The sequence below is a fragment of the Azohydromonas sp. genome, from assembly GCF_035325925.1.
Lineage (GTDB): Bacteria > Pseudomonadota > Gammaproteobacteria > Burkholderiales > Burkholderiaceae_C > Calidifontimicrobium.
The window spans coordinates 1-6,206 of the sequence record NZ_DAOKZA010000093.1 but is presented as its reverse complement, the minus strand read 5'-3'; the positions used below and the strand labels follow the sequence as shown (position 1 = coordinate 6,206).

Here is a 6,206-nt window from a genome sequence, read left to right as displayed (position 1 = left end):
GGCTTCAACAAGAGCCACGCCGCGGCGTACTCGCTGCTCGCGTACCACACGGCCTGGGTCAAGGTGCACCACCCGGCCGAGTTCTACGCCGCGAACATGACCATCGAGATGGACGACACCGACAAGCTTCGCGTGTTGTGGGCCGACGCGCGGCAGTTCCGCGTCGTGTTCGAACCACCCGACGTCAACCGCGGCACCTGGCGCTTCGAACCGGTGGCCGATCGGCGCATCCGCTACGGGTTGGGCGCGATCAAGGGCACCGGCGCCGGCGCGATCGAGGCCATCGTCGCCGCGCGCGGGGGCGCGGGCGGCGAGGGTGGCGGACCGTTCCGCAGCCTGTTCGACTTCGCCGCGCGCGTCGACCGCCAGCGCGTCAACAAACGCGTCGTCGAGGCGCTGATCAAGGCTGGCGCCTTCGACGCACTGCACCCCGACCGCGCGGCGGCGCTGGCCAGCGTGTCGCTCGCCTACGACTGGGCCGAGACGCAGGCGGCCAACGCGCACCAGGGCGGTCTGTTCGACTTCGGCCCCGACGATCACGCCGCGAGCACGCAGGAGCCTCCACTGGTGGCCGCCGAACCCTGGGGCGTGCGCGAGCGGCTGCTGCTCGAGCGCTCGGCGCTGGGGCTGTACCTGTCGGGCCACCTGTTCGACGCCTGCGAGGCCGAGGTGCGCCAGTTCGTGCGCCGCAGCGTCGCCGAACTCGCCGACTCACGCGAACCGCAACTGGTGGCCGGCATCGTCAGCGACTTGCGCGTGGTCAACGGCCAGCGCGGGCGCGTCGCGATCTTCAAGCTCGACGACCGCAGCGCGGTCATCGAGGCCACCGCCAGCGAGGCGCTGCTCGACGCGCACCGCGACCTGCTGCGCGACGACGAACTGGTGATCGTGCAGGGCCGCGTGCAACCCGACCGGTTCGGCGGCGGGTTGCGGCTGAACGTGCTGCAGCTGTGGGACCTCGCCAGCGCACGCTGCCGTTACGCGCGCTTCCTGCGCGTGGCGGTGCAGGCGGGCGCGCCGCCGGTGGCCGAACTGCTCAAGGAGTTCCCGGCACGCCGCGTGGCCACCGACGACGGCGAACTGGTGCAGGGCCTGCCGGTGCGCCTGCTGGTGCGCCGCGAGCGCGCAGTGGCCGAGGTCGACCTCGGCGACGCGGCGCGTTTCTTCCCCAGCGACGCGGCGCTCGAACGCTGGCGGCGCTGCACGGCCGGTGGCGCGCGGCTGGTCTACGAGCCCGAGGCCGAGACGCTGCACTGAAGGCGACGGCCGCCGCGGGGCAATGGCCCGCGCCGCGGCCGCCGGGGCAGGATTCAGCGCTTGCTTTCGTCGGCCCTGGTCGCCTTCTTCGGCGCGGACGGCTTCGCGGCGGCGACGTAGGCGTTGCCGGCCACCGTCAGCCCGGCCGCGGAGAACTTCGCGGCGTTGCCGTCGCCGACGCCCTTGACGCGCACGACGAGGTCGCTCCAGTCCTTGAAATCGCCCTTCTTGCGCTCGTCGAGCATGCGCGCCGACATCGACGGGCCGATGCCCTTGATGCTCTCGAGTTCGGCCTGCGTGGCCTTGTTGACGTCGACCGCGGCGGCGGCGGCGAAGCTCAGTGTGGCGAGGACGATGGCGAAGAGGGTGCGCAGCATGGTGATCTCTCCTGGTGGTTGACGGGACGGTGATGGGCCGTTCGCTTCGCCGAGGGCATCGTCGTGGCGTCCGACCTGCCACCATTGTTGGCGCGGCACCCCGTCTTCGCATTCCTTCCGTGGGGCCACCCCGTGGGGGGAGGGCGGCGATAATCGCGCGATGACGTCGTTGCCGACCGCCGCCGAGATCGTTGCCGCGCACGAGCGCTGGCTGGCCGGCGCGGGCTGGCCGCAGACGGCGGCATCCCCCGCGGGTGACCTGTGGTCGTGGATCGAGGCGAACCACCGTCACAACAGCCTGCTGTGGGCCGAGGAGGACCTGGCGCGGCGCACGCGCGTGGCCGACGCCGAGATCGCCGCCAACAAGCGTGCGATCGACCGCTACAACCAGGCGCGCAACGACGCCACCGAACGCGTCGACGAACTGCTGCTGGTCGCGCTCGGGCTGGTCGACGCGGCATCGGCGCGCACCGACGCGCCACGCCCCACGGTGGCCGCCGGCGCGCGGCTGAACAGCGAGACCGCCGGCAGCATGATCGACCGGCTGTCGATCCTGGCGCTGAAGATCCGCGCGATGCGCGAGCAGGCCGCGCGCGGCGACGTCGACGTCGCGCACGTCGAGGCGAGCCGACGCAAGCTCGTGCAGCTCGAGCAGCAGCGCGCCGACCTGGCGGGCTGCCTCGACGCGCTGCTCGACGACGCACGCGCCGGGCATGCCTACTTCAAGGTCTACCGCCAGTTCAAGATGTACAACGACCCGCGCCTGAATCCGGCGCTGGTCGCCGAGTCGCGGCGTGCCGGCTGAGCGCGCGCCGCCGCGCGTGCTGATCGTCAAGACCTCGTCGATGGGTGACGTGGTGCACGCGCTGCCGGTCGTCGACGACCTGCGGCACCACCACCCGGGTGCGATCGTCGACTGGCTGGTCGAGCCGGCGTTCGCGCCGATCGTGGAACTGCACCCGGGCGTGCGGCGCGTGTTGCGTGTCGGCTGGCGCCGGTGGCGCCGCCAGCTCGGCCGCGCCGGCACCTGGCGCGCGATCGCCGCGCTGCGGCGCGAACTGCGCGCCGAGCGCTACGACGCCGTGCTCGACCTGCAGGGGCTGCTGAAGAGCGCGCTGTGGGGCGCGCTGGCACGCGGGCCCTTGCTCGGCTACGACGGCGCGAGCGCGCGCGAGCCGCTGGCCACGCTGCTGTACCGCCGCGGCGCGGCGGTGCCACGCGAGCTGCACGCCGTCGTGCGCAACCGCCGCCTGGCGGCCGCGCACCTGGGCTACGCCGCGCCGCAGACGCCGCCGCGCTTCGGCCTGCGCATGCCGGATGCATCGTGGCATGTCGCCGAGCCGTTCGCGGTGTTGATTCCGAACGCCAGCCGGCCCGAGAAGTTCTGGCCCGAGGACGACTGGATCGCGGTCGGTCGGCGGCTGGCGCGCGAGGGCTGGACGCCCGTCGTGCTGTGGGGCAGCGAGCCCGAGCGGCAGATGGCGGATCGCATCGCCGCCGGCTGCGACGGCGTCGTGCCGCCGTTCCTCCCGGTCGGCGAGATGGCCGCGGTGCTGGCGCGTGCGCAGGCGGTGGTCGGCCTCGACACCGGGTTCAGCCACCTTGCCGCCGCGTACGGCCGGCCGACGGTGGGCATCTACTGCGACCACGAGCCGGGGCTCGCGGGCATCACCGGGCCCGGGCCGGTGGCGAGCATCGGCGGCAAGGGGCAGGTGCCGGCGCTCGACGCGGTGCTGGCGCTGGTCGATGCGCAGCTCGCGGCGCGTGCGCCCGCTGACCCGCCGGTCCGACTCCAAGTGCCGTGACTCGCGGGCTGGGCGCACGCCGGCCTCCGGGGGCGCTAGAGCTCCTCGATGCGCAGCGGCGGGTAGCTGTCCCAGCTCAGGCAGCCGGGGCACTGCCAGAAGTACTGCGACGCCTCGAAGCCGCAGGCCGCGCAGCGGTAGCGCTGCAGCGGGCGCGCGGCGCGCGCGACCGCCTCGCGCACGCCGGCCAGCGCCGCCTCGGTGCGCGCGGCCGCCGGCGCGTCGAGCACCTCGAGCGCGGCTGACAGCGTCGGCTGCTGGCGCAGCCGCTCACCCCAGCGCGGCGACGTGCCGGGCGACACGCCCTCGAGCTCGTCGAGGGCACGCAGCAGCGCGAGGCTGGGCTGGCGCTCGGCCAGGGTCGACAGCAGCTGTCGTGCATGCTCGGACTGTCCGGCGGCACGTGCGCTGGCCACGAAGTCGGGGATCGCGAGGTCGAAGGCTGCCGGCGCACGCTGGCTCAACTCGGCAAACGCGCGCAGCGCCGCGTCGTGGTCGCCGCCGCGCGTCAGCCGCTGCGCGCGGATCAGCAGCGGCCGCGGCGCGTGCGGCGCCGCCTCCAGCGCGCGTGCCAGCGCCTGCTCGGCAGCGGCACCGTCGCCGCGTGCGTCGGCCTCGAGCGCGAGCTCGCAGCCATAGTGGGCGATGCGCCCGGCGAACGACCCGGCGCCGGCCCTCTCCAGCCGCTGCGCGACTTCGATGGCGGCGGGCCAGTCGCGTGCGCGCTCGTACAGGCCGAGCAGCGCGAGCCGCGCCTCGGTCTCGAAGGGCGTGCCGTCGAGCGCGCGGTAAGCCGGCTCGGCGCGGTCGAACAGGCCGGCCTTGGCGTAGTCCTGCGCCAGCGCGTGCTGCGCCCGGTCGCGGTCGCCGGCACCGAGATCGGCGCGCTGCAGCAGGTGCTGGTGCACGCGCACCGCGCGTTCGAACTCGCCGCGGCGGCGGAACAGGTTGCCCAGCGCGAAGTGCAGTTCGGTGGTGTCGGGATCGTGCTGCACCGCCTCGATGAAGGCATCGATGGCCTTGTCCTGCTGTTCGTTGAGCAGCAGGTTCAGTCCCTTGAAGTAGGCGCGCGGCGCGTCGCGCTGGTCGCGCTGCCACTGCCGCGACTCGAGCCGAGACGCGACCCAACCCAGCGCGAACGCGATCGGCAGCCCCAGCAGCAGCCACTGCAGGTCGAACTCCATCACAGGCCTTCGCGCGGCGGGTGCTCGACCCCGGGCGGCGCCGGCGGCACTTCGGTGCCGGTGCGCCGTGGCGTGTCGTCGGCCGGGGGCGGCCGCCGGGACAGCTGCCGACCGCGCCACCAGCCGGGCGTCATCGCCAGCACGCCCAGGCCGCAGCCGGCGGCGAACGCGGCGAGCACGACGATGACCATCGGTGCGCGCCACTCGACGCCGAAGAACCAGCGCACGACGGCGTCTTGCTGATTGTTGAGCGCGAACGCGAACAACGTGAAGAAGACGAGGGCTCGCAGGAGCCAGACGAGCGCGCGCATGCGCGCTGCATTCTAGTGGCGCAACGCGCGGCGCCGCCTCAGGCGGCGGGGCCGGCCGGTGCGGGGTCGACCGGCATGCGCGCGTCGACCGCCTCGCGCAGCGCCTTGCCCGGCTTGAAGTGCGGCACCAGCTTCTCGGGCACCACCACCTGCTCGCCGCTGCGCGGGTTGCGGCCCACGCGCGGCGGGCGGCGGTTGATCGAGAAGCTGCCGAAGCCGCGGATCTCGATGCGGTGGCCGCGCGCCAGCGCGTCGCTCATCGCGTCGAGGATGGTCTTGACGGCGAATTCCGTGTCGCGCTGCGTGAGCTGGCCGAACCGCTCGGCCAGCTCGGCGACGAGGTCGCTGCGGGTCATCGGGTGATCGGCGGGACGGCGCGGGGCGGCCCCCGGGGGGGACCTCCCCGCGACGCGTCCTCACTCGTTGCGGTTGTCGAGCTTGGCGCGCAGCAGGGCGCCGAGACTGGTGGTGCCGGCGGTCTCGCGCTCGTTGCTCTGCGCCAGGCGCTGCATCGCCTCCTGCTGGTCGGCGTTGTCCTTGGCCTTGATCGACAACTGGATCGAGCGCGTCTTGCGGTCGATGTTGATGATCATCGTGCTGACTTCGTCGCCTTCCTTGAGCAGGTTGCGCGCGTCCTCGACGCGGTCGCGGCTGATCTCGCTGGCGCGCAGGTAGCCGGTCACGTCGGGCGTGAGCTGGATCTCGGCGCCGCGGGCATCGACGCTCTTCACGGTCCCGTTGACGATCGCGCCGCGGTCGTTCATCGTGGTGAAGGTGGCGAACGGGTCGCCGTCGAGCTGCTTGACGCCCAGGCTGATGCGCTCGCGCTCGACGTCGACGCCGAGCACCACCGCGTCGACCTCCTGGCCCTTCTTGTAGTTGCGCACCGCGCTCTCGCCCGGCTCGTGCCACGACAGGTCCGACAGGTGCACCAGGCCGTCGATGCCCTGCGCCAGGCCGATGAAGATGCCGAAGTCGGTGATCGACTTGACCGGACCCTTGACGCGGTCGCCGCGCTTGACGTTCTGCGCGAACTCCTCCCACGGGTTGGCGCGGCACTGCTTCATGCCCAGACTGATGCGGCGCTTGTCCTCGTCGATCTCGAGCACCATCACCTCGACCTCGTCGCCCAGGCTGACGACCTTCGCCGGGGCAACGTTCTTGTTCGTCCAGTCCATCTCCGAGACGTGCACCAGGCCCTCGATGCCCGGCTCGATCTCGACGAACGCGCCGTAGTCGGCGATGTTCGTGACCTTGCCGAACAGGCGCGTG

At 73.0% G+C, this 6,206-nt stretch carries 8 protein-coding genes; 3 read left to right on the top strand and 5 right to left on the bottom strand.

Going from position 1 to position 6,206, the window contains the following annotated elements; all coding sequences use genetic code 11:
• A partial coding sequence (locus tag PKC53_RS18490; RefSeq protein WP_324431312.1) for an OB-fold nucleic acid binding domain-containing protein occupies window positions 1-1,257 on the top strand: 1,257 nt, incomplete at its 5' end.
• 53 nt (window positions 1,258-1,310) lie between these two features.
• On the opposite strand, the gene PKC53_RS18485 is transcribed toward PKC53_RS18490, so the two are convergent.
• A complete protein-coding gene (locus PKC53_RS18485; RefSeq protein ID WP_324431310.1) occupies window positions 1,311-1,634 on the bottom strand; it encodes a helix-hairpin-helix domain-containing protein in 324 nt (107 codons plus the stop codon).
• Between the two features lie 160 nt (window positions 1,635-1,794).
• Between PKC53_RS18485 and PKC53_RS18480 the strand changes: the two genes are divergently transcribed.
• Together PKC53_RS18480 and waaC are read left to right on the top strand one after the other, a co-directional pair.
• The gene (locus PKC53_RS18480) at window positions 1,795-2,439 is read left to right on the top strand and encodes a DUF4254 domain-containing protein (RefSeq protein ID WP_324431308.1); all 645 of its coding nucleotides are present in this window, start codon (window positions 1,795-1,797) and stop codon (window positions 2,437-2,439) included.
• Window positions 2,429-3,439, top strand: coding sequence for a lipopolysaccharide heptosyltransferase I (waaC, locus tag PKC53_RS18475; protein ID WP_324431306.1), 1,011 nt, complete (start codon window positions 2,429-2,431; stop codon window positions 3,437-3,439). Before PKC53_RS18480 ends, waaC begins: the two co-directional genes overlap by 11 nt.
• A gap of 35 nt (window positions 3,440-3,474) precedes the next feature.
• Here the strand turns inward: waaC and lapB are convergent, their stop codons facing one another.
• The 4 genes from lapB to PKC53_RS18455 form a co-directional block, all read right to left on the bottom strand.
• Complete coding sequence (gene lapB / locus PKC53_RS18470) at window positions 3,475-4,623, bottom strand: lipopolysaccharide assembly protein LapB (protein ID WP_324431305.1); 1,149 nt, start codon at window positions 4,621-4,623, stop codon at window positions 3,475-3,477.
• Window positions 4,623-4,934 (bottom strand): LapA family protein, encoded by a 312-nt coding sequence (locus PKC53_RS18465; RefSeq protein ID WP_324431303.1) that lies wholly within the window; start codon window positions 4,932-4,934, stop codon window positions 4,623-4,625. Before PKC53_RS18465 ends, lapB begins: the two co-directional genes overlap by 1 nt.
• Before the next feature lie 38 nt (window positions 4,935-4,972).
• Window positions 4,973-5,290, bottom strand: a complete 318-nt coding sequence (locus PKC53_RS18460) for an integration host factor subunit beta (RefSeq protein WP_324431301.1) — start codon at window positions 5,288-5,290, stop codon at window positions 4,973-4,975.
• Between the two features lie 60 nt (window positions 5,291-5,350).
• A partial coding sequence (locus tag PKC53_RS18455; RefSeq protein ID WP_324431299.1) for a S1 RNA-binding domain-containing protein occupies window positions 5,351-6,206 on the bottom strand: 856 nt, incomplete at its 5' end.

Bases quoted from the DNA above. Each gene is read 5' to 3' on its own strand.
- PKC53_RS18485 (WP_324431310.1), bottom strand. From the start codon at position 1,634: ATGCTGCGCACCCTCTTCGCCATCGTCCTCGCCACACTGAGCTTCGCC.
- lapB (WP_324431305.1), bottom strand. From the start codon at position 4,623: ATGGAGTTCGACCTGCAGTGGCTGCTGCTGGGGCTGCCGATCGCGTTC.
- PKC53_RS18465 (WP_324431303.1), bottom strand. From the start codon at position 4,934: ATGCGCGCGCTCGTCTGGCTCCTGCGAGCCCTCGTCTTCTTCACGTTG.
- PKC53_RS18460 (WP_324431301.1), bottom strand. From the start codon at position 5,290: ATGACCCGCAGCGACCTCGTCGCCGAGCTGGCCGAGCGGTTCGGCCAG.
- PKC53_RS18480 (WP_324431308.1), top strand. From the start codon at position 1,795: ATGACGTCGTTGCCGACCGCCGCCGAGATCGTTGCCGCGCACGAGCGC.